The organism is Vibrio sp. Y42_MX_L11, from assembly GCF_024181785.1.
GTDB lineage: Bacteria > Pseudomonadota > Gammaproteobacteria > Enterobacterales > Vibrionaceae > Vibrio > Vibrio diabolicus.
On the sequence record NZ_JAMZAP010000023.1, the window covers coordinates 47,082 to 71,378 of the forward strand.

The 24,297-nt window shown below is 47.7% G+C and carries 22 protein-coding genes; 6 read left to right on the forward strand and 16 right to left on the reverse strand.

Annotated features, from left to right (window positions below; translation table 11 throughout):
- Positions 1 to 53: 53 nt before the first annotated feature.
- Complete coding sequence (locus tag NL643_RS19465; RefSeq protein ID WP_253645007.1) at positions 54 to 830, forward strand: transporter substrate-binding domain-containing protein; 777 nt, start codon at positions 54 to 56, stop codon at positions 828 to 830.
- Positions 831 to 875: 45 nt separating this feature from the next.
- On the opposite strand, the gene punC is transcribed toward NL643_RS19465, so the two are convergent.
- Positions 876 to 2,081, reverse strand: coding sequence for a purine nucleoside transporter PunC (gene punC, locus NL643_RS19470; RefSeq protein WP_104974661.1), 1,206 nt, complete (start codon positions 2,079 to 2,081; stop codon positions 876 to 878).
- Positions 2,082 to 2,233: 152 nt separating this feature from the next.
- Between punC and punR the strand changes: the two genes are divergently transcribed.
- Positions 2,234 to 3,136, forward strand: a complete 903-nt coding sequence (gene punR, locus NL643_RS19475; protein ID WP_005394068.1) for a DNA-binding transcriptional activator PunR — start codon at positions 2,234 to 2,236, stop codon at positions 3,134 to 3,136.
- Between the two features lie 55 nt (positions 3,137 to 3,191).
- Here punR and ilvA read toward each other — a convergent pair whose 3' ends face one another.
- Genes ilvA through ilvG form a run of 5 tightly spaced genes read right to left on the reverse strand, consistent with a single transcriptional unit; the run spans position 3,192 to position 9,491 of the window.
- The gene (gene ilvA / locus NL643_RS19480; RefSeq protein ID WP_104971093.1) at positions 3,192 to 4,739 is read right to left on the reverse strand and encodes a threonine ammonia-lyase, biosynthetic; all 1,548 of its coding nucleotides are present in this window, start codon (positions 4,737 to 4,739) and stop codon (positions 3,192 to 3,194) included.
- A 2-nt stretch (positions 4,740 to 4,741) separates the two neighbouring features.
- A complete protein-coding gene (gene ilvD / locus NL643_RS19485; RefSeq protein ID WP_048625601.1) occupies positions 4,742 to 6,583 on the reverse strand; it encodes a dihydroxy-acid dehydratase in 1,842 nt (613 codons plus the stop codon).
- A gap of 14 nt (positions 6,584 to 6,597) precedes the next feature.
- On the reverse strand, positions 6,598 to 7,536 hold the full coding sequence (gene ilvE, locus NL643_RS19490; RefSeq protein WP_005378953.1) for a branched-chain-amino-acid transaminase: 939 nt from the start codon (positions 7,534 to 7,536) through the stop codon (positions 6,598 to 6,600).
- Positions 7,537 to 7,548: 12 nt separating this feature from the next.
- Positions 7,549 to 7,833, reverse strand: coding sequence for an acetolactate synthase 2 small subunit (gene ilvM / locus NL643_RS19495; RefSeq protein WP_005378958.1), 285 nt, complete (start codon positions 7,831 to 7,833; stop codon positions 7,549 to 7,551).
- An 11-nt stretch (positions 7,834 to 7,844) separates the two neighbouring features.
- Positions 7,845 to 9,491, reverse strand: a complete 1,647-nt coding sequence (gene ilvG / locus NL643_RS19500) for an acetolactate synthase 2 catalytic subunit (protein WP_005394061.1) — start codon at positions 9,489 to 9,491, stop codon at positions 7,845 to 7,847.
- A 464-nt stretch (positions 9,492 to 9,955) separates the two neighbouring features.
- On the opposite strand from ilvG, the gene NL643_RS19505 reads away from it, so the two are divergent.
- On the forward strand, positions 9,956 to 11,479 hold the full coding sequence (locus NL643_RS19505) for a YifB family Mg chelatase-like AAA ATPase (RefSeq protein ID WP_006742918.1): 1,524 nt from the start codon (positions 9,956 to 9,958) through the stop codon (positions 11,477 to 11,479).
- Positions 11,480 to 11,536: 57 nt separating this feature from the next.
- Here NL643_RS19505 and NL643_RS19510 read toward each other — a convergent pair whose 3' ends face one another.
- Positions 11,537 to 12,493: a DUF2860 domain-containing protein gene (locus NL643_RS19510; protein WP_253645008.1), complete on the reverse strand. Its 957-nt coding sequence runs from the start codon at positions 12,491 to 12,493 to the stop codon at positions 11,537 to 11,539.
- A gap of 149 nt (positions 12,494 to 12,642) precedes the next feature.
- Between NL643_RS19510 and NL643_RS19515 the strand changes: the two genes are divergently transcribed.
- On the forward strand, positions 12,643 to 13,521 hold the full coding sequence (locus NL643_RS19515; protein WP_048625603.1) for an acyltransferase: 879 nt from the start codon (positions 12,643 to 12,645) through the stop codon (positions 13,519 to 13,521).
- A gap of 46 nt (positions 13,522 to 13,567) precedes the next feature.
- Here the strand turns inward: NL643_RS19515 and NL643_RS19520 are convergent, their stop codons facing one another.
- From NL643_RS19520 to NL643_RS19540, 5 genes are all read right to left on the reverse strand, one after another.
- On the reverse strand, positions 13,568 to 14,170 hold the full coding sequence (locus tag NL643_RS19520; protein ID WP_005379036.1) for a thiol:disulfide interchange protein DsbA/DsbL: 603 nt from the start codon (positions 14,168 to 14,170) through the stop codon (positions 13,568 to 13,570).
- 34 nt (positions 14,171 to 14,204) lie between these two features.
- Positions 14,205 to 15,191, reverse strand: a complete 987-nt coding sequence (locus NL643_RS19525; protein WP_253645009.1) for a serine/threonine protein kinase — start codon at positions 15,189 to 15,191, stop codon at positions 14,205 to 14,207.
- A 53-nt stretch (positions 15,192 to 15,244) separates the two neighbouring features.
- The gene (ccoG, locus tag NL643_RS19530) at positions 15,245 to 16,666 is read right to left on the reverse strand and encodes a cytochrome c oxidase accessory protein CcoG (protein WP_006742922.1); all 1,422 of its coding nucleotides are present in this window, start codon (positions 16,664 to 16,666) and stop codon (positions 15,245 to 15,247) included.
- Between the two features lie 313 nt (positions 16,667 to 16,979).
- On the reverse strand, positions 16,980 to 17,246 hold the full coding sequence (locus NL643_RS19535) for a YihD family protein (RefSeq protein WP_048625604.1): 267 nt from the start codon (positions 17,244 to 17,246) through the stop codon (positions 16,980 to 16,982).
- Positions 17,247 to 17,412: 166 nt separating this feature from the next.
- Entirely contained in the window at positions 17,413 to 17,580 is a 168-nt protein-coding gene (locus NL643_RS19540) for a hypothetical protein (RefSeq protein WP_005379043.1), read from the reverse strand.
- 296 nt (positions 17,581 to 17,876) lie between these two features.
- On the opposite strand from NL643_RS19540, the gene NL643_RS19545 reads away from it, so the two are divergent.
- Together NL643_RS19545 and NL643_RS19550 are read left to right on the forward strand one after the other, a co-directional pair.
- Positions 17,877 to 18,683 (forward strand): sporulation protein, encoded by an 807-nt coding sequence (locus tag NL643_RS19545; RefSeq protein ID WP_005394045.1) that lies wholly within the window; start codon positions 17,877 to 17,879, stop codon positions 18,681 to 18,683.
- A gap of 70 nt (positions 18,684 to 18,753) precedes the next feature.
- On the forward strand, positions 18,754 to 19,407 hold the full coding sequence (locus tag NL643_RS19550; RefSeq protein ID WP_005394044.1) for a hemolysin III family protein: 654 nt from the start codon (positions 18,754 to 18,756) through the stop codon (positions 19,405 to 19,407).
- A gap of 38 nt (positions 19,408 to 19,445) precedes the next feature.
- Here NL643_RS19550 and NL643_RS19555 read toward each other — a convergent pair whose 3' ends face one another.
- The 4 genes from NL643_RS19555 to rsmB form a co-directional block, all read right to left on the reverse strand.
- Positions 19,446 to 20,030, reverse strand: coding sequence for a DUF3157 family protein (locus NL643_RS19555; protein ID WP_237285330.1), 585 nt, complete (start codon positions 20,028 to 20,030; stop codon positions 19,446 to 19,448).
- 25 nt (positions 20,031 to 20,055) lie between these two features.
- Positions 20,056 to 21,501, reverse strand: coding sequence for a TrkH family potassium uptake protein (locus NL643_RS19560; RefSeq protein ID WP_237285328.1), 1,446 nt, complete (start codon positions 21,499 to 21,501; stop codon positions 20,056 to 20,058).
- Between the two features lie 9 nt (positions 21,502 to 21,510).
- Complete coding sequence (trkA, locus tag NL643_RS19565) at positions 21,511 to 22,887, reverse strand: Trk system potassium transporter TrkA (RefSeq protein WP_253645010.1); 1,377 nt, start codon at positions 22,885 to 22,887, stop codon at positions 21,511 to 21,513.
- 64 nt (positions 22,888 to 22,951) lie between these two features.
- Positions 22,952 to 24,235 (reverse strand): 16S rRNA (cytosine(967)-C(5))-methyltransferase RsmB, encoded by a 1,284-nt coding sequence (rsmB, locus tag NL643_RS19570; protein WP_031848633.1) that lies wholly within the window; start codon positions 24,233 to 24,235, stop codon positions 22,952 to 22,954.
- Positions 24,236 to 24,297 lie beyond the last annotated feature (62 nt).

The following is a 24,297-nucleotide window of genomic DNA, read 5'->3' on the forward strand; positions in this document are numbered from 1 at the left end:
AATAAAGGTTAATCATTAAACCGTATAAGGTCATTATTTTTAAGGGAATAAAAATGAAAAAGATTTTACTAGCGCTAGGAATGTGTTTGCTTGCTTCGACTCAAGTCGCTCACGCTGAAAGCCGTCTTCAATCCATTTTAAACAATGGCGTACTCCGAGTTGGAACGACGGGAGATTGGAATCCGATGACGATGAAAGACCCCGCGACAAACAGTTATCGTGGCTTCGATATCGACGTAACAACAGAGCTTGCCAAAGATCTCGGTGTAAAAGTGGAGTATGTTCCCACGGATTGGAAGACGCTAGTTAATGGCATTACCGCCAACAAATACGATATTACTGGCAGCGCGTCCCTGAATATGTCGCGCGCGAAAGTCGCTGGATACAGCCAACCGTATTTCTACCTTGCCTTTGTACCTGTTGTGCAAAAGAAAGATCTCGCCAAATTCTCTGATTGGGCAGATTTTAATACGCCTGATGTGAAAGTCGCGGCGACACTAGGAACGGTGCAAGAAAAAATGGTGAAAGAGTTTTTCCCGCTGGCTCAACACATTGTGATTGAAGCGCCAGCGCGCGACTTCCAAGAATTACTAGCTCGCAGGGCCGATGTATCGGTGACGTCCAATGTGGAAGCAGCGACGTTGGTGGACAAGTTTAAACAACTGGCGATAGTACCAGTGACCGCTCCGCGTAAACCGACACCAATTGCGATGCTGTTGCCGCAAGACGATCAAGTATGGATTAATTACATCAACCATTGGGTTGAGCTGAAAAAGACCCAAGGCTTTTTCAAGCTGACTGCCAAGAAGTGGGGGTTGAAAAGCTTATAAACAAAAAGAGCCGCATTACGCGGCTCTTTTTTATTATATGAACAATTAAAGTTCGTCTTCACTCACTACACGAGCATTGTCTGGAGTCGTGAAGTGCTGAGACAATTCACGGTTAGATAAGATGTAACCCATCCAAAGACCACCCATACAGATGATGATTGCAACGCCCGTTACCATTTGAGCTTGGCTTGCCATTGCAGCAACTAATGCGCTTGATAGACTGCTCACAGTAATTTGTAAGCTGTTTTGCAGGCCTGCAGCTGTTGCAGGGCTTTGCTTAGCACTTGCCAACGCGCGGTTTACTACGATTGGGTATAGCGCACCATTGGCTACCGCAATTAAACAGAAAGGCGCTAGAATTGGCCAGATAGAAGACAGTTCCCATTGTGAGGCAATGAATATCATTATTGCCGCGACACTAAATAGTCCAATCAATTGACGTAGAACTTTTTCATCACCAAATTTACGAACGCCGACTTTACCCAAGTAACCACCAGCCATAAACGCGATAGTTTGTGGGATAAAGCTCAAACCAATATCTTTTGCTTCATAGCCTAGTTGCGCCATGATTTCTGGCATACCAGTTAGGTAAGCAAAGAATGCAGCCGAAGCCGTCGCAAACATAAATACGTTGCCAAGGTATTTTTTAGAACTCAGCAGCGCTTTGATGTCGGCAGAAATACTGGTTTGTTTGATTTCTGCTTTCTCGTCTTTTTGGGCCATTGTCGCAAAGACCAAGAAGACACCAACTAGTGTTAGCGTAATAAAGATACTGTGCCAGCCGAAGTTATCTGCCAATACTACCCCTAATTGAGGTGCTAGCGCTGGTGATAGCGCGACTAACGGCATGATCGTTGCGAAAATTTGCTGACTGCTGCTTGAGTAGCGTTTAATGACCATGGCTTGCCAGATCACGGCTGGTGCACATACACCGATAGCTTGGATAAAGCGCAGTGTCAGTAGTTGCCATACTTGGTCACAGAAAGCCAAACCGAATGACGCGATAGTAAACAGCACTAACCCGGCCGCGAGTGTATTGCGGTGGCCAAATTTATCGGATGCCAATCCCCACATTAGCTGGCCAACCGCCATACCAACTAGGAATACCGTTAAAGAGAGCGCTATTTGCTCAGGGCCTGTTGCAAAGTCGATTTCCATCGCTTTGAATGCTGGCAGATACATATCGGTAGCAACGAAGCCAAGCATCGATAATGCTGCCAGATAAATGAGCTGTAGTTTTGATATTTTCATGATTCAACCAGTCAAATTATTTAATCATTTTTTAATCAACATCAGTTGGCGCCAACCCTGATTTATTTACCTTATTATTCTATTTTTCGATTTTGATAAAATAAAACGCTAAAATTGTTGGTTATCAATCAAATTTTTTGAAAGGTCAAATAATGTTCTCTAAAGCGTCTCTGGAAATGCTGGATACGGTTGCCCGTTTAGGCAGTTTCACCGCTGCGGCTGAGGTGCTGCATAAAGTCCCTTCAGCCATCAGTTATGGAGTAAGGCAGGTCGAGCAAGATTTAGATGTGGTGCTGTTTCGACGCTTACCGAGGAAAGTGGAGTTAACTCCAGCAGGTGAGCTTTTTATGGCTGAGGCTCGCTCTTTGCTGCGTCAAATGGAAGAGGTGAAAGCACAAACACGCCGAGCAGCTCAGGGATGGAAGAGCACGTTAAAGCTGACCTTAGATAACGTGGTGAAGTTAGAAAAACTCAAACCTTTGGTGGAAGACTTTTATCGCGAGTTTGAATTTGCTGAATTGCAGATCAATATGGAAGTCTTCAATGGTTCTTGGGAAGCCATAGCACAAGGTCGTGCTGATATTGTCGTTGGCGCGACATCTGCGGTTCCCGTTGGTGGAGATTTTGAAGTCAAAGATATGGGCGTATTGGATTGGGCATTTGTAATGTCTCCCGCTCATCCCTGTGTTCGCCAACAAGTGCTTACTGAAGAGTTTGTGAGTCAATTTCCGGCGATCTGCCTTGATGATACTTCGAACGTGCTGCCAAAGCGCCATACTGGCCATTACCCTCAACAACGCCGATTGTTACTACCCAACTGGTACAGTGCAATTGAATGTTTGAAAAATGGAGTTGGCGTGGGTTATATGCCACGTCATATTGCAACGCCACTGATCAATGATGGTGTGCTGGTGGAGAAGGTGATGCCAGATGATAAGCCGCTCAGTCATTGTTGCTTGGTCTGGCGCAAAGATGATAATCATAAATTGATCCAATGGATGGTGGATTACCTAGGATCGCCTAATCAACTACATCAAGATTGGTTACAGTCATAAAAAAACACCTCGCAATAGCGAGGTGTTTTATTTGATATGTTTGGAGCGTGGCGTTTTATGACAGGAAGAACTTGTAAGACGGGTTGTCTGTTTCGTCTTTGCATTGATAGCCAAGTTCGCGCAAATGTGCCGAAAACTGAGCTAAATCTCCTTCATCTAACTCGAAACCACATAAAACGCGTCCGTAGTCTGCGCCGTGGTTACGGTAGTTGAACAAGCTAATATTCCAATGGGTACCAAGAGTGCTTAAGAATTTCAGCAAGGCACCTGGGTACTCTGGAAATTCAAAGCTGTAGAGTCGCTCTTTGAGTTGCTTCGATGGCTTCCCGCCGATCATGTAGCGAACGTGTAGCTTCGCCATTTCATCGTCAGAAAGGTCAACCACCGGATAGCCACCTTCACGTAGATCGTGAATGATGTTTTCCAACTCTTCTTGACCGCCTTGCAGACGGACACCGACAAAGATATTAGCGAGTTCGTCATCGTTATAACGATAGTTAAACTCCGTAACTGCACGGCCGCCAATCAAGTTACAGAACTCAAAGAACGCTCCTTGGCGTTCAGGGATCGTCACTGCCAATAAACCTTCACGTTTTTCACCTAACTCGCAACGTTCTGACACGTAGCGTAACCCGTGGAAGTTGGTGTTTGCGCCAGACAGTACCGTGCCTAGGTTTTTGTCTTTCAGCTTGTTCTGTTCAGCAAATTTCTTCAGCCCCGCCAGAGCAAGCGCCCCCGAAGGCTCAGCAATGGCGCGAGTATCTTCAAAGATGTCTTTCACAGCTGCGCAGATTTCATCACTAGAGACCGCAATGTGGCCATCAATGTACTTTTGGCACAGACGAAACGTCTCTTCACCAATGCGTTTTACAGCGACGCCATCGGCAAACATGCTGACCTGGTCTAATACTACTGGTTCACCTGCATCCAATGCCGCTTTGAGGCATGAAGAATCTTCTGGCTCGACCGCAATCACTTTGATTTCTGGCATGAGTTGCTTCACAAGTACCGCAACACCAGCGGCCAAACCGCCGCCACCGACAGGAACAAAGATGTAATCAAGGTGACCATTTTGCTGCAGCATTTCCATACCGATGGTGCCTTGACCTGCGATGACCAGTGGGTGATCAAAGGGTGGAACAAAAGTATAGCCATATTGCTCTGACAAACGTTCGGCTTCTGCTTTTGCTTCATCAAAGTTGCTGCCGTGCAGCACCACATTGCCACCAAAGCTGCGTACGGCGTCGACTTTGATATCCGGCGTGGTCTTTGGCATCACGATGGTGGTTTTGATGCCTAGCTTAGTGCCAGACAGCGCCATGCCTTGAGCGTGGTTACCTGCCGATGCTGCAATCACCCCCGCGGCTTTCTGTGCTTCAGTTAGGCTTGCCACCATGTTGTACGCACCGCGTAATTTAAATGAGTGCACAGGTTGGCGATCTTCGCGCTTGATTTGCACATTGTTACCAATACGTGCAGATAAACGAGGCATTTCTTGCAGTGGTGTTACTGTTGCGACTTCATACACCGGAGCGCGGAGGATTTGGCGCAGATAGTCTGCGCCAGTTTGATTTACTTTCTTTTCGGGTTGAGATTCCATCATTGCTAGCCCTCTAGCTTCGACTTGTCTCGTACTGCACCCTTGTCAGCACTGGTGGCCATGCTCGCGTACGCTTTAAGTGCAAAGGAAACTTCTCTTTGACGATCAACAGGTTTCCAGCCAAGTTCGTCTTGTTTTGCACGGCGCTCTGCAAGTTCTTGTTCAGACACTTCGAGTGAAATTGAACGGTTCGGAATATCAATCGCGATCATATCGCCCGGTTTCACCAGTCCAATAGCACCGCCGTTAGCGGCTTCAGGAGAAGCATGGCCGATAGAGAGTCCTGATGTACCTCCAGAGAAGCGGCCATCTGTTAATAACGCACACTCTTTACCAAGGCCCATCGATTTTAGGTAAGTGGTTGGGTAAAGCATTTCTTGCATGCCCGGACCACCTTTAGGGCCTTCGTAACGGATAACAACCACGTCGCCTGCTTTTACTTTGCCACCCAAGATGCCTTCTACGGCGTCTTCTTGGCTTTCAAATACCACGGCTGGGCCAGTGAATTTATGAATGCTCTCATCCACACCAGCAGTCTTAACGATACAACCATCTAATGCGATGTTGCCTGATAGAACGGCCAGGCCACCTTCTTGGCTGAAGGCGTTGTCTTTCGCGCGAATACAACCTTCTGCACGGTCGTCATCAAGGCGATCCCAACGACAATCTTGCGAGAACGCTTGGGTGGTACGAATACCAGCTGGACCGGCACGGTAGAACTTAAGTACTTCTTCGTCTTCCGTTTGGATGATGTCGTATTTTGCCAACTGCTCTTTCATTGAAAGACCCAGTACGGTGCGAGCATCATTGTGCAGTAGACCAGCACGATCCAATTCACCAAGAATCGCCATTACGCCACCTGCGCGGTGTACGTCTTCCATGTGATATTTCTGGGTAGATGGTGCCACTTTACATAGGTGTGGTACTTGACGTGATAGGCGATCGATATCTTCCATATCGAAATCCACTTCACCTTCTTGCGCTGCAGCTAACAGGTGCAAAATGGTGTTGGTTGAACCACCCATGGCAATATCCAGTGCCATTGCATTTTCGAAGGCATCATAAGTTGCGATGTTGCGTGGCAACGCGGATTCGTCATCTTGCTCGTAGTAACGGCGAGTCAGTTCAACAATGCGTCGGCCCGCGTTAAGGAATAGTTGTTCACGATCAGCGTGAGTCGCCAGCATAGAACCGTTGCCCGGCTGAGAAAGACCCAGCGCTTCCGTTAGACAGTTCATCGAGTTTGCCGTGAACATGCCTGAACACGATCCACAGGTTGGACACGCGCTGCGTTCGATCTGCTCGCTTTGCTCATCAGATACTTTTGGATCCGCGCCTTGGATCATTGCATCAACAAGGTCTAGTTTGATGATCTGATCAGAAAGCTTGGTTTTACCCGCTTCCATCGGGCCACCAGAAACAAAGATAACTGGGATGTTGAGACGCATGGATGCCATCAACATTCCCGGAGTGATTTTGTCACAGTTAGAGATACATACCATGGCATCAGCACAATGCGCGTTGACCATGTATTCTACTGAGTCTGCGATTAGTTCGCGTGAAGGCAGTGAGTACAGCATGCCGCCGTGACCCATTGCAATACCATCATCAACCGCGATGGTGTTGAATTCTTTTGCGATGCCGCCGGCTTTTTCGATTTCACGTGCGACAAGCTGACCCATGTCTTTTAGGTGTACGTGACCCGGAACAAATTGAGTAAACGAGTTTACGACGGCAATGATTGGTTTACCGAAGTCTTCTTCTTTCACACCCGTTGCACGCCATAGTGCTCGTGCACCCGCCATGTTACGACCATGTGTTGTGGTTGCTGATCTATATTTTGGCATTTCTTAAATCCTTCTTACTTCTGTTCTGGGTACACATAGTCTAACCAGCCCCACTTATCTTCCGTGGTGCCGTCAAATAGGCCAAAGTAGGCTGCTTGTAGTTCTTTAGTGATTGGGCCGCGTTTACCTGTGCCCACTTCAATTTTGTCGATGGTTGCCACTGGCACAATTTCAGCTGCAGTACCTGTCATGAAGACTTCATCGGCAAGGTAAAGCGCTTCACGTGCAATATTGGCTTCACGCACTTCATAACCTTTATCGCGTGCAATAGTCATGATCGAATCACGAGTAATGCCCGGCAGAATCGCGCTGGTTGCTGGTGGTGTGGTGATCACGCCATCTTTGATAACGAAGATGTTTTCGCCAGCCCCTTCTGACAGGTAACCATCAACGCTCAGTGCGATACCTTCGTCGTAACCGTGACGACGCGCTTCACCACCAACCAGTAGTGAAGATAGGTAGTTACCGCCGGCCTTGGCTGCTGTCGGGATGGTGTTTGGTGCCGCGCGGTTCCAGCTTGAGATCATCGCATCCACGCCTTTTTCTAGCGCTTCTTCGCCTAAGTAAGAGCCCCAAGGGAATGCCGCAATGATTAGATCCATTTCAGTGCCAACTGGTGGACACACGCCCAAACCGACATTACCGACAAAACCTAATGGGCGAATGTAGGCGCTATCGAGTTTGTTTTGGCGCAGTGTTTCGCGGGTCGCTTCCATGATTTCTTCTACAGAAAAAGGGATCGGGAAACGGTAAATCTTGGCGGAATCTTTTAAACGTTGTGCATGCTCACGGTGACGGAAGACAATTGGGCCTTTTGGTGTGTTATAACAGCGCACGCCTTCAAACACGGATGTACCATAATGCATTGCGTGAGTTAGAACGTGCACGTTCGCCTCTGCCCATGGAACCATCTCACCATTAAACCAAATGAAATCTGCAGTTTTCGTTGCCATTTGTTGCCTTCCTTATGCACTTACGTGTTGTTGTAAGTTGTGATTTGGCAGTTCATCGTTGCGGATTTTTAGCACCTCAACCTTACGAACGTCCCACAACTTCTCTATTTGATTGATCAAAAACGAGATTGGTCGATCGCTGTCGACAATGATCTCGACGCTGGCTACTTTACTTTCATGGTTTTGCGTAGCAGCGACTTGTTTGATCACGAAGCCTCGGTGACGAATCACACGTAGAACGCGCTCCAACAGTACCGGTTTATCATCGGCTTTGATGTCGAGTAAATATCTGTCCATGCGATTGTCTCCTATGTATTTTCCAACATATCACTGTTTGATGCGCCAGGTGGCACCAATGGCCACACGTTTTCTTCTTCATCAATCAAAACGTGAAGCATGTAAGAAGTTTCACTCGCTAGCATCTCTTTGAGAGCAGGTTCGACTTCTTCTTTCTTGGTGATGGTTTTGCCCGGGATATCGAACGCTTTGGCAAGCATCACGAAGTCTGGGTTGTCATCAAGAATGGTTTCACTGTGGCGACCGTCGAAAAACAGCGACTGCCATTGGCGAACCATGCCAAGACGTTGGTTATTAAGAAGGACAATCTTCACTGGAATCTGACGACGCTTCAGCGTGCCCAATTCCTGCACGTTCATCATAAATGAACCGTCACCTGTAATAAGGATAGACTGATCATCAGGACGTGCGACTGCTGCACCCATCGCTGCTGGCAAGCCAAAGCCCATGGTGCCAAGGCCAGCAGAAGTGATGAAATTTTGTGGTTCGCGTGGCTGGATATGTTGCGCTGCCCACATCTGGTGCTGACCGACATCAGTCGAGACAATTGAGCTGTCTGGCATCATGTCTGACAGTTGTTTAAGCAATAGCGGTGCGTAGATTAACTCGCCCGGATGGTCGTAACGCCACTTAAAGCCGCTGCGCAGACTTTCACTGTGATGTACCCACGGTGAGATATCTTGAGTCAGCTCTAGCTGAGGAAGAATGGTGTTGATGTCGCCACGCAATGGTGCGTTGGCGTGGCGCAGTTTATGAATTTCTGCGGCATCAATGTCGATGTGAATCACTTTCGCATTTGGTGCAAACGTGTCGAGCTTACCCGTCACACGGTCATCAAAGCGTGCGCCAACCACGATCAATAGATCGGCTTCTTGAACCACTAGGTTAGCGGCTTTGGTGCCGTGCATGCCCAACATACCAAGATAGTGAGGGTCATGGCGTTCAATGGTACCGAGGCCTTTTAGTGTGCTAACTGCTGGCATTGGGTTTAAGCGAAGGAATTCGCGTACTGCATCGGTTGCTTTCGCGAGTTGCACGCCACCACCAACATACAACACTGGGCGAGTTGAGGCTGCCAGTACATCTTGTGCGCGCTTAATGTCTTCAGCGCTGACATCTTCGATTGCAGGTGCAACGTATGGAGGCAGTAGATCTGTTGGGGTTTGAGCCAGTTGAACGTCTTTGGCGATATCAACAATCACAGGGCCAGGACGACCCGTTTTGGCCACTTCAAAGGCTTCGGCTAGCGTGGGCGCTAGGTCTTCAATTTCGGTCACGAGATAGCTGTGCTTGGTACAGGCTAGGGACATTCCGATCACATCCATTTCTTGGAATGCATCGGTACCGATATGAGAGCTAGCAACCTGGCCTGTGATGGCAACTAGAGGTACGGAGTCAAGGAAAGCGTCGGCAAGGCCGGTAACAAGGTTAGTGGCCCCTGGGCCGGAAGTTGCCATGCATACGGCAACGTCTTGTGTGGAACGAGCCATACCGATGGCGGCCATGGCGGCCCCTTGCTCATGACGGCATAGGATGTGCTCCACCCCTCCGTCATACAAAGCATCGTAGATTGGCATGATGGCCCCGCCAGGGTAGCCAAAAACGGTTTCGATGCCTTGCTGTCTTAAAGCGGCTACGACAAGTTGTGCACCAGTCATCGTAAACCTCCTTTGCTACGTTGTGGCTCGTAGCGATTGCCATATTTATTGCACTTCATGTGCACTCCCATTCTTCCCGTTAAACTGTCCGAGGGTTAGACAGATGACAACTTGTAGTTGTAAAAAAACCCCCGGACTTTTCAGTGCGGGGGTTTTTTGTAATTTGTGGTTACCTTTCGCCCACAATACCCCGCGCGGTGCCAATAATGACCACGATAATCAGGGCTAGCAGTGCGTTGATATGAGCGAAAAGGTTCATCTGTCTGTCGTTCTTTTTTCGTTAAAAAATGTTGTGTAATGTTCTACGAAATTGTTTGTGTCATTAGTGGTATCACACAATTCCGCTGCATGACAAGCAAAAAGTCATTCTTTTTTCACATTAACTCTCAATTGGGACGCGGTATATAACATAACCAACTAGATAAAACATTTGTTTACAGAGTGTTCAATAAATTGAGGAACGTATGGGGCTGGCAATCATTCATAGTCGAGCAAGCGTCGGGGTGCAAGCGCCATCGGTTAGTGTAGAAGTTCATATTAGCAATGGTATGCCCGGGTTTACCTTGGTAGGGCTGCCAGAGACGACGGTAAAAGAGTCCAAAGATCGCGTTCGTAGCGCGATCATTAATTCTAATTTTCAGTTTCCAGCTAAGCGGATCACCGTTAATTTAGCTCCAGCAGATTTGCCCAAAGAGGGAGGGCGTTTTGATCTTCCTATCGCATTAGGGATTTTGGCCGCTTCGGAGCAAATCGCGACAGATAAGCTTAAAAACTACGAATTTGTTGGAGAGTTAGCGTTATCTGGTGGTCTAAGACCTGTAAAAGGTGTGCTGCCTGCTGCGTTGGAAGCCAGTAAGATTCAGCGTCATTTAGTGGTCCCACATGTGAATGGCGATCAAGCGGCTCTAGTGGGGAAAGAACAACATAAATCGGCTCAATCTCTACTGGAAGTATGTGCTGAGCTTTGTGGCCAACATCGACTGAATCTTTTTCAAACGCCTAAGCGCAAAATAGTCGAAAAACATGGTCGAGACTTACAAGATATTATTGGCCAACAACAAGGTAAGCGCGCATTGGAGATAGCTGCCGCTGGAAACCACAACTTACTTTTCCTTGGCCCGCCAGGTACTGGAAAAACCATGTTGGCTTCGCGTTTGTGTGACTTATTACCGGAAATGAGTGACGAAGAAGCAATGGAAACCGCTTCGGTGGCGTCGCTGACGCAGAGTGAAATTAATGAGCACAATTGGAAGTCGCGTCCGTTTCGTTCGCCGCATCATTCAAGTTCAATGGCGGCATTAGTTGGCGGTGGCTCGGTACCCAGACCCGGGGAGATCTCTTTAGCCCACAACGGCTTGTTGTTTCTCGACGAAATGCCCGAATTTGACCGAAAGGTGCTGGACTCGTTACGCGAACCGCTCGAATCTGGTGAGATCATTATCTCTCGGGCGCAAGGTAAAACACGTTTTCCGGCTCGCTTCCAATTAGTTGGTGCACTGAACCCAAGTCCGACAGGGTATTACGAAGGCAATCAAGCTCGCACCAATCCACAAGCTATTTTGCGTTACCTTGGTCGATTATCTGGACCACTGTTAGATCGCTTTGATATGTCTTTAGAAATCCCAGCTTTGCCCAAAGGGACATTAGCAGAAGGTGGTGATCGCGGTGAGCCGACCGCTATCGTTAAAGAACGTGTGAATCATGCGCGTACCAATATGTTGAACCGCAGCGGTAAGGTAAATGCACTGTTAGGCAGTCGAGAAATTGAGGCGTTTTGCCCCTTACACAAAAGTGATGCGGAGTTTCTTGAAACCGCTTTGCATCGTTTGGGGCTTTCGATTCGCGCGTATCATCGCATTATCAAAGTAGCACGAACGATAGCAGATCTTGATGGGGCGGAGCAGATTGAACGAGCGCACTTAGCCGAGGCGCTTGGGTATCGAGCGATGGATCGCTTACTGAAACAACTCACGGCGCAAGCGGTATAGATACGTGCAAATATCACCGCAACAAGTGTTGTAAGTGCCTTGTTGCGATGAAGGACGTTAGAAGGTGTAGTTGAGACCAAGAGACAACAGGTACTCTTTCTCATCATAGAACGTGATATTGGAGTCCGTTTGGCTGTAGCCGGCTAAAGAGATGAACGACCAGTTTTGCCAGTCAAATACGTTTTGATATTCATAGGCTGCAAATAGGCTGACGGTGTCGTCATTTCGTGTTTTAGCAAAAGTTTGGCTAGCGGCTTGATAGTCTTTCCATGCATAACCTGCGGTGAGGGCCAATCGATGGCGGTTGATAAATTTAAACCAGCTGATGTCAAACCCGTACGAATCAAATGATTCCGCCTTACCGTCGGCATCTTGATTGATGTAGGTGAAAGCGGGTTGCAACATGGATGTTTGATTAAGTGAAATCCGATAGTCACCTTTAACGTAGTAAAGGCTCGCATCGCGAGCGAGTGAACGGTCCGTTACTTCTTCTTGCTCAATGTCTTTATCAGCATAAGCGAGATCAAGGTTGAAGTTTTTATCAATCAATCCCTTGATTTGAAAGCGATAGGCATTGCCGTCCACATCCGTTTCTTGACGGGCGATTCCGACTTGATATGGGCTACGCCAAGTTTCGCTTTTGAGCACGGTCGGTAGATAGGAAATATCGAGCACGGTGCCGGATGGCAACTCGTGTTGATAGCCCAGCTGAAAAGCGAGTGTACCAACCGCGACATCGGAACGTGTGGTACCCGCGTACACTTGGTGATTGAGTCGGTTACCAAAAGTGTAAGTAATGCTTCCTAGCGGCGCAGCGATAACGGAACTGTCACTATCGGCGCGCTTATCGAGAGAATCGATGGTGTTACTATTTTCCGTATTGAAGTTGGATTCTGATGATACAAATCCGGCATTCAGCGAAATTTCACCGCCAAAACCTGCGGTTTCAGCGAGTTGAGCCTGAGCAGAACTGACGACAAAGGCCAAAGGCAAGAGAATTAGCCTTGGTTTCATTCGTTATCTCCTTATTGTCGAATGAGTGGTGCAAATATTGGTTGAGGTAACAAATCTGACCATTCCCACGCATATTCCAATGTGGCAAAGGCGCAGTATAATTACACGCTGTTTTATTCTTCACACATTATCACTGTTGTTTGACTATCATGTTGGCATATTTGTTATTTTTTTTTAACGCTTCTTTTGTGATTCTCAATTCTGCGCTGTGTTCAATCGCAATTTGTATTATCGCTGTGTTTAAAGTATTGCTTCCAAGCGTGGAGCTAAAAGCGAAAGCGACCGCTTGTGCCAACAAGGTGATGTGGTTATGGGCTACCGTTAATGCGGGCATTCTGGCGGTTTCTAACCGTGTTGACTGGGATGTTCAGGGCGGTGAGGCGCTGAAAAAAGACGGGTGGTATCTGTTGATCAGTAATCATCTCAGTTGGACCGATATTGTGGTGCTTTGCTGCGTGTTTAAAGACCGCATTCCTATGCCGAAGTTTTTCCTCAAACAACAATTGTTGTATGTGCCTTTCATTGGGATGGCGTGTTGGGCGCTCGACATGCCATTTATGCGTCGTTATTCGCGAGAGTATCTGATCCGCAACCCGCACAAACGAGGTCAAGATTTAGAGACGACACGTCGCTCGTGCGCCAAGTTCAAAAATGCCCCAACCACAGTGGTTAATTATGTCGAAGGCACTCGATTTACCGAAGAAAAACAGCGTAAGAGCAAGGCGAGCTACCAATATTTGCTGCAACCAAAATCGGGCGGGATCGCATACACGTTAGCGGCAATGGGGGAGCAGTTCGAGAACATTATCGATGTGACTCTGGCGTACCCAGAAAATACAAATAAGCCATTCAAGGATTTATTAATGGGCCGAATGGGCAAGGTTGTTGTGCGTGTGAATGTGTTGCCCGTCGATGAACGAGTGCTTGGTGATTACTTTAACGATAAGCCCTATAAGCGACAATTTCAGCAATGGTTGGGTGATGTGTGGCAAGAAAAAGATCGGTTGCTACAAGAGATTTACAAATAAACAAAAGGGGAGCGATGGGCTCCCCTTTTGATTGATATCGATGCGCTTATTTTAGTGTCAGCAAGTAGTTCACCAGAGAGAAGTACTCATCCATTGTCTTGATGCTTTGTGCTTGAACTAGGTATTTGTTGTTAACGATAACCGCAGGAACGCCGGTTAGACCGCTGTTTTCAAATTGCTTGTCCATACGGCGAACCATGGAATCAACCGCAAAGCCTTTGAATGCAGAGTCGAATTTCTTCGCGTCTACACCTTCATCAAGGAAGATTTGGCGAAGCTCTTCATCGTTACGTGGCGCTTTCTTTAGATTGTGGATGCGGTTAAACATCACAGGCACCATTTTGTCTTCCACTTTTAGTGCAACCATGGTCGCGTAGGCTTTGCTCATTGATGGGCCCATGTTGCCACCCATGAAAGAAACGTGGTTTTTTAGTAGTTTAGTGCCTTCTGGCAACTGCTTTTTCAGTTGCTGGATAACAGGTTCAAAGCTATTACAGTGCGGGCAGTAGAAAGAGAAAAACTCCGTCACAAGAGGTTTTTTTGATGCCTCAAGATCCAATACTTTGTAATGTTCACCTTCTTTGAATTGCGCAGCATGTGCCGACAGGCTTAGCATCAGCATAGAAAACAGTGCGAACAGTTTTTTCATCGAAATATCTCCATTTTTGAATTTGTGGCCTGACTTACCATTGAGGCATTAAAGACAGCGGTGCTTCTTCTAGAGCGGCGATCTGTTCTTTAAATGCAAGGACCTGACCTTCCCAGTATTTTGGCTCATTAAACCATGGAAAAGCGAGAGGAAACGCAGGGTCATGCCAACGTTTTGCTAGCCATGCCATATAGTGCACCATTCGTAGACCGCGAAGTGGCTCAATTAGTTTCAATTCTGCGGGGTTAAAGTCGCAAAACTCTTGATAAGCTTCTAAAACAATATCTAGCTGCATCAGTTTGTCTTGGCGCTCACCATTAAGCAGCATCCATAAGTCCTGCACAGCAGGGCCGTTACGAGCGTCATCCAAATCAACAAACATAGGGCCATCTCGCCACAAAATGTTGCCTGGGTGGCAATCGCCATGCAGCCGAATGGTATTGAAGCCTTCTTGCCAGTGGCTTTCAATCGATTTGATCAGCATATCCAAGTCATTGAAGAAGCTGTTCTCCAAGTGCATTGGAATCATGTTGGCGTTTTGCAGAATCTCTCTTGGTTGATACAGGTATTCTTGCAATCCAATCGTTGGGCGATGTTGGAAGGCTTGGCGGCTACCCACTTTGTGGATGCGACCAAGGAAGCGCCCTACACCTTCGAGCTGATCTAAGTTGTCAACCTCGTACTGGCGACCACCCACGCTCTCAAACAGCGCAAAGGCATAGCCTTGATAGTGATGCAGGGTTTCATCGTTGATGCGCACAGGTGGTGCGACGGGGATTTCGTTTCCAATTAGTTCTAAAGTGAAGTCGTGCTCCTCTTGGATCTGTTCGTTGCTCCAACGTTCAGGGCGGTAGAACTTGACGACATAACGACGACGCTCTTCGTCAGTGAATTGATAAACACGGTTTTCGTAGCTATTGAGGGGAAGAAAGCCTGATTCTGCGCGAACGCCGATGCTTTCTAACGCGTACCACATAAAATCTGGGGTAAGGGCGTCAAAGTTAAACATACTTTGGGACATATAAACAAAAAGGCTCATTACTGAGCCTTTTTCCGTTAGTCACTGAAGTAGCGCTATAGTTTTTTAATAAAACGGCTTTCCACTTCAATGGTGAATTCGTTGCTCTTATCGGTGAGTATAAACTGAATTGTCGTAATCGCAGAGTTTAGCTTGTCAGGATCGGCGCCAAGACTCATTGGTAAGTTCAATACCTCACCTGGCTGTACCTGAATTGTCTGCTTACCATACCAGCTTACATCGGATAGCCCTTCAACATCCAACGAGTACTCTTGCACTTGCTGGGTTTTGTTGATCACTTTGAGGGTGTAGGTGTTTTCTACTTCGCCCGAGCTATTAACGCGGAACAGTTGGTTACGGTCGCGAATAACACTCATGCCTGCTGGGTCTACCGCTGCGATTTGGGCAAAGAACAGACCAATCATGACCAGTAGTACAGCTCCATAGCCCAGCAGCTTCGGACGCATGACTTTGGTACTCTTACCCGATAAGCGATGCTCTGTGGTGTAGCTGATTAGGCCTTTTTCGTAACCCATGCGATCCATGGTGTTGTCACACGCATCAATACAGGCACCACAGTTAATACATTCATATTGTAAGCCGTCACGAATATCGATACCTGTTGGGCACACCTGTACACACAAATCACAATCAATACAATCACCCAAACCAAGTTGCTTTGGATCGGCTTTGCGTGGACGTGGACCACGCTTTTCACCACGTTTTGCATCGTAGCCAACAATGAAGGTGTCTTTATCAAACATGGCAGACTGGAAGCGCGCGTAAGGACACATGTGAATACACATGATGGAACGCATCCAACCAGCATTACCATAAGTACAAATGGCAAAGAACATTACCCAAAAGACGGGCCAGAAGTTGGCGTTAAAAGTGAAAAAGTCGATAACCAATTGCTTCATTGGAACGAAGTAGCCAACAAAAGTAAAACCAGTGGCGAGTGCAATGGCAAACCAAGCGATATGTTTGATGGTTTTGCGCATCGCTAAATTTGCCGTCAGCTTATTGGAGTCCTGCTTACGACGCTTATTGGCGCTGCCTTCCAGTTTCTCTTCAAACCAGATATACATGAAGGTCCAGACGGTTTGTGGGCAGAGATAGCCACACCAAACTCGACCTAAGAAGGTGGTAATAAAGAACAACCCAAACGCCGCGATCACAAATAGCAAGGCGAGTAGGGTAAGATCTTGCGGATACAACGTGGTACCGAAAAAGTTGAACTGCTGGTTGCCAATATCGAGCAAGATCGCTTGACGTTCACCGTAAGGGATCCACGGTATCAAAGCGAAGAGAAGCAGTAAGAACCAACCACCGTAACGACGCAGTTTCTGGTAAGTCCCTTTGCTTTCGCGTACATAGATGCGATTACTTGGGTTGAACCGATCCCCATTCCCTTTATGAGTCTTAGGGTTGTAGGTTTTAGGAGTCACATCTTTGATATCGATCTTATCCTGACTCATGCACTCATCCTTCTTAGGCTTTTATAATGTACGGCGTCATTTCTATTGATGTCGCTCGATGACATTGCTACTTCGTCCTTATCATAAATCATGACCGGACATAATTATTTTAGTAAATACTGATGAACGGCGATTATACAATCAATAACAATTCCTTTTCTTTAACGCAGTCAACGTTTAACAACAAAAGTCAGTACAGTTAACCTGATAATTGGCTGAACAGTTATAACCAATTGTGGGACTAAAAATTTTAGTTATAAAAAAGCGACTCACTTGAGGGAGTCGCTTAAAGAATACTGGGCTGTTGAACCGGTTATTTGATGATGCCACGAGCGCGCAGAATCGCAGTTTTAAAATCATCTTCTTGGTCTTTCTTAAGACCTGGGATCATTTCGTCTTTGCTGCTGTTACGCATTTTAAGGTGGTAGATCAGCACGTCGTCGGTCAGATCTTCTAGCTTACCTTCGTAGCCTGCTTCTTTCGCTAGCTTCACGATGAACTGCAGTAGGTTCATTTCTTGGTCTTTATGCCATTCAGGCTCTAGTAGCTCAAGCAGCTCTTCAATGCGATGACACTTCATTTCTTTCTCCACAGAATTTATAGGTGTAATTAGCTGTAAAGGTACCAAATTGCTTTGCGAAGACCAAATAGGAAAAACTATCTATTTCACTGTGTTTTGTTCTAAGTCGTTGAGGTGGTTTGAGTCGCGTGCAAAGAAAAAAGCGCAGCTGGCGCCGCGCTTTTGATTAAGCTGCTTTGATAACTTTGGCCGGAACACTCGACATCATTGCTGTCTTCTCAACCAATGTCATTGCTGGCGCAACTTGCTTTGCCTTTGGTGCAGTAGTAAAGCCACTGCGGCGGCGCATTGCACTAGTATTAGTGTGTGCGAACCTGACTGTTGTTGGGCGCATTAATTTACCTAACTGTCAGGCATATCCATTGCCGATGTAATGGCCTGAATCATTATGAGCTAGGCTCCAACAAGATTGAAGAATCACTCTTCTGGCTCTCGCCAATCCAGTTAATGAATCAGGAATACCGATATGCATGCATATCACGTATAAGATTAGCATCCTTGTAATAATTGGTCGATAGTTGAGCAATTGAATTGTTTAGATTTTGTCATTTTGTCGCGATGATCGAGGCAATTTTTGTTTGATCCCTCGATCAGCAGTAGTAGTATGAGATCTCGACGAAGGAGGTGCCTATGTCATTTTTGAAGAAGACACTTGCCAGTTTTGGGATTGGGAGCGCTAAGGTCGACTCAATCCTAAATCAAGACGTGCTATATCCTGGTCAAAGTGTGGATGTGTCTATCCATGTTTATGGTGGTGCCACTGAACAAGCGATCGACAACATCGATTTAAAACTGTGTTGTCGCTATATCGCGGAAGCTCCTGATGACCGTGGTGCGCGAGAAGGACACAGCATGCGCCGAGTACCTCAGACTCATGTGCTTGCTAAGTGGAGCCTCCCTTATGCGTTTACCATCCATTCCGGCGAAGAGCGTACCTTCGATGTTCAGCTCGATGTGCCTTGGAATACGCCTGTCACCATTGGTGACGCCAAAGTGTGGCTCGAAACCGGCTTGGACGTTGCTGCTGCTTTAGACCCGACCGATAAAGACATCCTCACCGTTCGACCTGATCCACTAATGGATGCGGTGTTATCCGCATTTGAAGCGCAAGGTTTGCGTATTCGCCAAGTGGAGTGTGAGGAAGTAAAAGGGTTCGACCTGCCATTTGTGCAAGAATTTGAGATGGTGCCGACTGACGGGCCATACCATGGCGTGTGGCGTGAGTTAGAATTTGTCGCTCATCGTAGCGAGCAAGAACTCAAATTATGGTTTGAAGTTGACCGCACACGCAAGGGCGAGGGTGGCATGCTCGCAAGCTTACTGGGTAGCGGAAAACTCAAACGAGAGTTGACCATTCCAGCCACGACTAAGCTTGATCAAGTGGGCGAACTTGTACTTAATTATCTCGATCAAACCACGGCCGTTCATGAGTCTTAATTTAAGCTTACACGTGTAAGCCTAATGTGCCATACTAGAGCAAATTTCAAACTCTAGTATAGGCGCATTGATGTCTGAACTGCAGAAACCTCAATACAGTCAACGCGAAGAACTGGCCAATACCATCACTCATGGCATTGGGATGATTTTTGGTATTGTTGGCTTGATACTGCTGCTAATCAAAGCCATAGACCAGCAAGCTGATACGCTGACGCTGGCCAGTATGGCTGTCTACGGCGCGAGTATTATCGTGCTATTTTTGGCTTCGACGCTGTATCATGCAATTCCGCACCCCAACGCCAAACGCTGGCTAAAAACTTTCGATCACTGCGCCATTTATCTGCTCATTGCTGGCAGTTACACGCCTTTTTTGTTGGTGAGTTTACGTACGCCGCTCGCGTTTGGTTTGATGATTGTTATCTGGACCATTGCTCTACTCGGCATCATCATGAAAGTCGCGTTTGTTTACCGATTTAAAAAGCTTTCCTTGATGACGTATTTGGTCATGGGCTGGCTGTCGTTGATTGTGATTTATCAGTTGGCGATCAACTTGGATATTGGCGGACTGACATTACTCGCAGCTGGTGGGATTGTGTATTCACTGGGGGTGATTTTCTACGTTGCGAAGCGTATTCCATTCAATCATGCGATTTGGCACGGCTTCGTTTTAGCGGGTTGTGTGTGTCACTTCTTCGCAATTTATTATTTTGTCGAGCCTATCTAACGGATAGATATGAACTCGACAAAACATGTGTTATCACATTAACGAGTTTTCACTTCTAACACTTTGGCTGAAAACTGGTATTGCTGAGACTGCGGCACTGCCAGTTTGATGCTTTTACCCTGTTCTGCTTGTTGTGGTCGCAGGTAAGTATCCGCCATTCGCTTGATGGATTGCCAAACTGTGACTTTTTCTTTCGCCAGTTGCTGGCCAGACATATCAAATACCAGAACTTCCACTTCAACTTGAATCACCGATTGTGAGCTTTGATTGGTAATGGACGTTGGCAGTACGAGCTCACCATCTTGATAGCTCGCGGAGCCAATCAGTACGTCGACACCAGAGTCAGACAGCTGCATGGTTGGCTTTTTGGCGTTTACCACCACAGTAGTGCCAACAGTTTTCGTCACAACTGGAATTGTCGCAATTGCGGGAGCTGCGATCGTTTCAACCGCGCCTATTGTCGCTTGCGTCTCTGTTGCTTGCTGCGCAGGTTTTTTCATGACGTATTCCCAAGTAAAGTCATCGTTTAACTTCACTTCTCGACCATCGGCTAAAGTGATGACTTCAGCGGCGTATGTGGATGAGGTGGCAAGTAGGGTCGCCAGAGTAATCCATGTTTTCATTGTTATACCTTTTATTTGTGTTTGCTTAACGGCGCCAAAACGCAGGGAAGAACAGTACAAGAATAGTCAGAATTTCCAAGCGGCCCATTAACATGCCAAAGCTCAGGAGCCACTTGGCGGTATCTGGCAGAGGCGCGAAGTTACCCGTCGGTCCAATCACGTTTCCCATACCTGGGCCGACGTTGGCTACCGCAGTGATGGCACCAGAGATGCTAGTGATGGGGTCTAAACCCAGCGCACTCAAGCAACCCGCGATAAAGATGATGGTGATAAAGAACATCAAGCCAAACGCGACCACTGAGCGAACAATGTCATCATTCACTGGGCGTTGGTTGTAGCGCTGTACAAACACACCTGAAGGGTGAATCAATTTCATCATCTGTTTGTTCAGCAGTGTCATTGCGATTTGGAAACGGAAGATTTTGATCCCACCAGACGTTGACCCCGAACATGCGCCCGCCATCATTAAGAAGGCAAAAAGAGTTGTGGGTAATGCGCCCCACGCGGTGAAGTCCTCTAAGCCAAAGCCGGTTGTGGTGACGACAGAGACGATATTAAACATCGACACTCGCAGCGCATCCAGAATGGTGTATCCATCTCGAATCACTAACCAGGCTGAAATCACTAAGCTTGAGAAAACGAACAGGTACGCGAATCCTCGAACTTGAGCGTCGTTAACCAATACATCAATACGGCGTTTACGTAACGCGGCGATGAAGAGCAAAAATGGCAAGCCACCTAAGAACATAAAGGTAGTGGCCACCCAGTGTGCGCCATTAGAGAAGTGGTTCATCGACCCGTCGGATGTAGAGTATCCGCCCGTTGATAGCGTGGTAAAGGCGTGATTGATCGCTTCAAACAGGTTCATGCCGGTGACCAAGTAGCCCACAATGCATAAGCCAGTAAGCATCAAATAAACCGCTACGATGTTTTTGGCGACCGTTTTTGCTCTCGGGCTACTTTTATCCGACCAATCGGATGATTCGGTTTGGAATAGCTTCATACCACCGACATTGAGCATAGGTAGCACCGCCACCGCCATTACGATAAAACCAATCCCCCCAAGCCACTGCAAAATAGAGCGCCACAGCAAGATGCTCGGCGCCATGTTGTCTAGGCCACTGAGCACCGTTGAGCCCGTCGTGGTGATACCCGACATCGTTTCGAAGTAGGCGTCGGTGAAGCTGATGTGGTTGATGAACACAAACGGCAAGGCGGCAAACGCACTGGCGATGGTCCAAACCAAACTGGTGATGAGGAACATATCGCGTACGCTGAGTTTGAACTTGGCGGTTCGACCGATCGTTAGGCAAATGAAGGCGGCAAGGTGCGTGATCACAACGGCTTGGGCGAAATCGAGGAATCCCCCCGTACCGGTAAAGAAAGCGACCAAAGTCGGCACGTACATAAACAGGGCCAGTTTGGATAAAACCAGCCCGATAACAAACAGTACGGGACGTAAGTTGACCATAGGAAAATCCTAGAGGAAGAATGGACTCGGCTGGAACAGCGCTTCGACGTCTGATACGTATTTTTTGTTGACCAGAAACATCACCACATGGTCATCCTGCTCGATGACCGTACGGTCGTGGGCAATAAGGACTTCTTCGCCACGAACGATAGCACCAATGGTGGTCCCAGGTGGGAGCTTAATATCTCCAATCGCACGTCCAACCACTTTGGATGTACTTTCATCACCGTGAGCGACGGCTTCAATTGCTTCCGCAGCGCCGCGGCGAAGTGAGGATACGTTCACGATATCAGCGCGACGAACGTGCGTTAGCAAGGCTGAAATAGTGGCTTGCTGAGGTGAGATCGCCACATCAATTACGCCGCCTTGTACCAGATCTACATAAGCGCCACGTTGGATCAGCACCATTACTTTTTTCGCACCCATGCGTTTTGCCAACATCGCAGACATGATGTTGGTTTCATCTTCGTTGGTCAGCGCGATGAAGACGTCGACTTGGTCGATATTCTCTTCCGAGAGAAGCTCTTGGTCTGCCGCGTCGCCGCAGAACACGATGGTGTTTTCTAGCTCTTCTGACAGTTTTTCTGCACGTTGGTAGTTACGTTCAACCAGCTTCACGCTGTAGTTTTGTTCTAAGCGCTTTGCGAGACTGGCACCAATGTTACCCCCGCCAACAATCATGATGCGGCGGTACGGTTTTTCTAGGCGCTGAAGTTCACTCATCACTGAGCGAATATGGTTGCTTGCGGCGACGAAGAACACTTCATCATCGGCTTCAATGATGGTGGTGCCTTGAGGACGAATCGGGCGACCTTGACGGAAAATCGCCGCCACACGGGTATCGATGTGCGGCATGTGCTCACGCAAAGCAGACAGCGCATTACCCACCAGTGGGCCACCGTAGTAGGCTTTTACCGCCACTAGGCTGACTTTCTGTTCAGCAAAGCTCACCACTTGCAGCGCGCCCGGGTATTGGATCAGACGTTCGATGTAGCTGGTAACGAGTTCTTCTGGGGCGATAAGGTGATCGACAGGAATGGCGCCAGATTTAAACAGGGCTTCTTTTTCTGCCAAGTATTCTGGAGAGCGAATACGTGCAACGCGGTTTGGGGTGTTGAATAGAGTGAACGCGACCTGACAGGCGGCCATGTTGGTTTCATCAGTGTTGGTTACTGCGACGAGCATATCGGCGTCTTGCGCACCAGCTTCGTGCAGCACGTCGGGGTGGCTCGCATGGCCATTGACCACACGCAGGTCGTATTTGTCCTGCAATTCACGCAGTCGGTCGGCATTGTTGTCGACGATGGTGATGTCGTTGTTTTCACCCACTAGGTTTTCTGCCAGTGTGCCGCCAACCTGACCTGCACCAAGAATAATGATCTTCATACTCTTTTCTCGTTATCTGAAAAAGGCGATTGAAATCACTCCAATCGCCCTATTTAGCATGCTGTTACGCGTGTGTTTTAGTTAGCACTGCGTAGTAGAAACCATCCATATCTTCTTCGCCTGGTAGAATTTGACGACCAGGCTGGTCGGGATCAGAATCCAGCAGTTGCGCATCCGCGGTACGTGCTAAAAACGCTTTTACTTGCTCCACGTTTTCTTGCGGTGTGATTGAACAAGTCGCGTAAACCATTGTGCCGCCGGGTTTCAGTTGCGTCCACATGGCATCAAAAATTTCACTTTGTAGCTCTGCTAATGCGGCGATGTCGTCTGCACGACGTAGCCATTTGATGTCTGGGTGACGACGAATCACGCCAGTCGCAGAACATGGGGCATCCAGCAAAATGCGATCAAATTGCTCGCCTTGCCACCATTCTTGTGGATTACGCGCATCACCGCAAACCACTTTTGCCTGAAGGTTGAGACGCTTCAGGTTTTCATGCACACGTTTCAAGCGTGTGTCGTCGCAGTCAATCGCGACCACTTCACTACCCGACGTGCGCTCTAGAATGTGCGCAGTCTTGCCACCTGGCGCAGCACAGCAATCTAAAATCAGTTCGCCGTCTTGTGGTTTTAGGTAGTTGATCGAAAGCTGCGCCGCCGCATCTTGTACCGAAACCCAACCTTTATCAAAACCAGGTAGCTTCATCACGTCACATGGTGCGGCCAATTTTATGGCGTCCATTGCTTCTGTGTGTGGCGTGCTATCAATGTTTTCATTTTTGAGCAGCTCAAGGTATTCATCACGAGTGTGGTGTTGATGGTTCACACGCAGCCACATTGGTGCTTTTTGGTTATTCGCTTCAACAATGCTTTCCCATTGCTGTGGGTAGGCCTCTTGCAGCAGTTTTAGTAACCAGCTTGGGTGACCGTACTTGCCAGCGTTGTTGCTGACAGCCATTTGGTCGAGTTCTTCTTGGTTGCGTTGGTAGTTACGCAATACAGCGTTAATCAAACCACGCAGACGAGGACCTTTCAGCTCTTTAGTGCCTTCAACCGTTTCACCGACTGCTGCGTGCGCAGGAATACGCATGAAGCTCAGTTGGTAAATGCCAACCAGAATTAGGTGATGGAATACACGTTGTTTGCCTTTTAGCGGCTTATCCATCAACTGGTTTGCGATCATTTCTAGGCGAGGTAGGTAACGTAGCGCACCGTAACAGATCTCTTGTAGCAGAGCGTGGTCACGAGGTCGTACCGTTTGTTGAGCCGCTGGAAGAGCGCTTGAAAGTGAGTGGCCCTTGTCGACGACAAGATACAGGACGTTAGCAGCCGCAGCGCGAACATTCATGATGAGTACCTTAAAGTAAAGGAGGGCATCTCTGCCCTCTAAAAGTTCGTATTATTGGGGAT

Coding starts and splice junctions, on each gene's coding strand:
- ilvD (WP_048625601.1), bottom strand. CDS start 6,583: ATGCCAAAATATAGATCAGCAACCACAACACATGGTCGTAACATGGCG.
- ilvA (WP_104971093.1), bottom strand. CDS start 4,739: ATGATGGAATCTCAACCCGAAAAGAAAGTAAATCAAACTGGCGCAGAC.
- ilvM (WP_005378958.1), bottom strand. CDS start 7,833: ATGGACAGATATTTACTCGACATCAAAGCCGATGATAAACCGGTACTG.
- NL643_RS19540 (WP_005379043.1), bottom strand. CDS start 17,580: ATGCGCCCAACAACAGTCAGGTTCGCACACACTAATACTAGTGCAATG.
- NL643_RS19510 (WP_253645008.1), bottom strand. CDS start 12,493: ATGAAACCAAGGCTAATTCTCTTGCCTTTGGCCTTTGTCGTCAGTTCT.
- NL643_RS19560 (WP_237285328.1), bottom strand. CDS start 21,501: ATGGTCAACTTACGTCCCGTACTGTTTGTTATCGGGCTGGTTTTATCC.
- punR (WP_005394068.1), top strand. CDS start 2,234: ATGTTCTCTAAAGCGTCTCTGGAAATGCTGGATACGGTTGCCCGTTTA.
- NL643_RS19545 (WP_005394045.1), top strand. CDS start 17,877: ATGTCATTTTTGAAGAAGACACTTGCCAGTTTTGGGATTGGGAGCGCT.
- ccoG (WP_006742922.1), bottom strand. CDS start 16,666: ATGAGTCAGGATAAGATCGATATCAAAGATGTGACTCCTAAAACCTAC.
- NL643_RS19505 (WP_006742918.1), top strand. CDS start 9,956: ATGGGGCTGGCAATCATTCATAGTCGAGCAAGCGTCGGGGTGCAAGCG.
- rsmB (WP_031848633.1), bottom strand. CDS start 24,235: ATGAATGTTCGCGCTGCGGCTGCTAACGTCCTGTATCTTGTCGTCGAC.
- NL643_RS19550 (WP_005394044.1), top strand. CDS start 18,754: ATGTCTGAACTGCAGAAACCTCAATACAGTCAACGCGAAGAACTGGCC.
- trkA (WP_253645010.1), bottom strand. CDS start 22,887: ATGAAGATCATTATTCTTGGTGCAGGTCAGGTTGGCGGCACACTGGCA.
- NL643_RS19555 (WP_237285330.1), bottom strand. CDS start 20,030: ATGAAAACATGGATTACTCTGGCGACCCTACTTGCCACCTCATCCACA.
- NL643_RS19535 (WP_048625604.1), bottom strand. CDS start 17,246: ATGAAGTGTCATCGCATTGAAGAGCTGCTTGAGCTACTAGAGCCTGAA.
- punC (WP_104974661.1), bottom strand. CDS start 2,081: ATGAAAATATCAAAACTACAGCTCATTTATCTGGCAGCATTATCGATG.
- NL643_RS19465 (WP_253645007.1), top strand. CDS start 54: ATGAAAAAGATTTTACTAGCGCTAGGAATGTGTTTGCTTGCTTCGACT.
- NL643_RS19515 (WP_048625603.1), top strand. CDS start 12,643: ATGTTGGCATATTTGTTATTTTTTTTTAACGCTTCTTTTGTGATTCTC.
- NL643_RS19525 (WP_253645009.1), bottom strand. CDS start 15,191: ATGTCCCAAAGTATGTTTAACTTTGACGCCCTTACCCCAGATTTTATG.
- ilvE (WP_005378953.1), bottom strand. CDS start 7,536: ATGGCAACGAAAACTGCAGATTTCATTTGGTTTAATGGTGAGATGGTT.
- ilvG (WP_005394061.1), bottom strand. CDS start 9,491: ATGACTGGTGCACAACTTGTCGTAGCCGCTTTAAGACAGCAAGGCATC.
- NL643_RS19520 (WP_005379036.1), bottom strand. CDS start 14,170: ATGAAAAAACTGTTCGCACTGTTTTCTATGCTGATGCTAAGCCTGTCG.